This window comes from Anaplasma phagocytophilum (genome assembly GCF_023476575.1).
Taxonomy (GTDB): Bacteria; Pseudomonadota; Alphaproteobacteria; order Rickettsiales; family Anaplasmataceae; genus Anaplasma; species Anaplasma phagocytophilum_A.
This window is the reverse complement of sequence record NZ_JAHLEX010000163.1, coordinates 1-1,158: the sequence shown is the minus strand read 5'-3', so window position 1 is coordinate 1,158 and position 1,158 is coordinate 1. Positions and strand designations below refer to the sequence as shown.

The 1,158-nt window shown below is 41.5% G+C and carries 1 protein-coding gene; it reads right to left on the bottom strand.

Annotation, left to right across the window (positions count from 1 at the left end; all coding sequences use genetic code 11):
• Nucleotides 1-230: 230 nt before the first annotated feature.
• Nucleotides 231-725 (bottom strand): 2-amino-4-hydroxy-6-hydroxymethyldihydropteridine diphosphokinase, encoded by a 495-nt coding sequence (gene folK, locus KPX09_RS05330; RefSeq protein ID WP_249549311.1) that lies wholly within the window; start codon nt 723-725, stop codon nt 231-233.
• Nucleotides 726-1,158: the final 433 nt, after the last annotated feature.

Sequence of the window (1,158 nt, the reverse complement as noted above, 5' to 3'; positions counted from 1 at the left end):
CCAGCTTATAGGGGATATGGTGCGAGGAAAAAAAGTCTCATTTGGAACTCCTTGGTATGAATGTGATGGTGATATGCCATTTAAGGCTCTACTAGATGTGAGATGTTGACATGCATCTGCATTGTAGGCCACTCGATAAACAGCGGCCCACAGATAATAACTGGTGATGTGCTTTGTAGTGGGGTCTTGCACCTGTGTTTTAGCAAATGATATAGAGGTATTCTTCCTTCCTATAAATGTAAGACCTGATATTTTTTGACAAGGTTGATATCCAGCTTTTTCAGCAATATCGATTCCACTGTTGCTTTTAGTACAGGATGTGGAAAGCGAGGACATATATCGCAGGTAGGTACCAAAACAAAGTCACGTTTGTGCATTTCCTTGTGAGGTATAGTGAGAGCCTGATCCTCTGTTGTAACGCCCTCCCATAGTATGATGTCGATGTCTATGCTTCTGGGGCTCCAATGGCCAATACTACATCTTCCCAGCTGGGATTCTATTTGTTTAACGCTCTGTAATAGATCCTCTGGAGAAAAATGTGTATATCCAGCGACGACCATGTTCAGAAAAGGCATGTTCCAGCAAAATGGAGCGTTGTCAGGAAGCAAAGCGCAACTCTCATATACGGATGAGGATAGTTTGTTATGCAATGGTATGAGTTTTATAGCCTCTTTCAAAGCGCTTACCCTATCGCCAATATTGCTTCCCAGTGCTAATACAACCATAGCACTTTTGTTTTGTTGATATATTTGTTTTACCATTTTGGAGAAAGATCTAAAAAAATCTACCGCTACTTAACATGCTATGCCACAGTACACAACTGCACTGGATTTTGCAGAACAATAAAATTTGTTAATAACAGCAGATCGATGCATTTTTAGTGGAGTTGTGCAGATTTTTCAACAACAGTAGCCTTTCGGGCAATACTGTATAATGATGGTATGGTGGGTCTTTGAGTACCCTGAAGCTCTCGCTAATGCATTTTACTACACTGGAGTTTCTTGAGCGGGATATTGCACGAGCTATGGTGACGTGTTATCGATTGCAGGTTGCAGTGTATGTAGACTAAACTATGTTATCAGAGCTATAAATATCCCCACGTTGCCTATACAATGAGTGGCCGCCTCTATTGTCAGGTTATGTTGGAGTGGTCCCCTG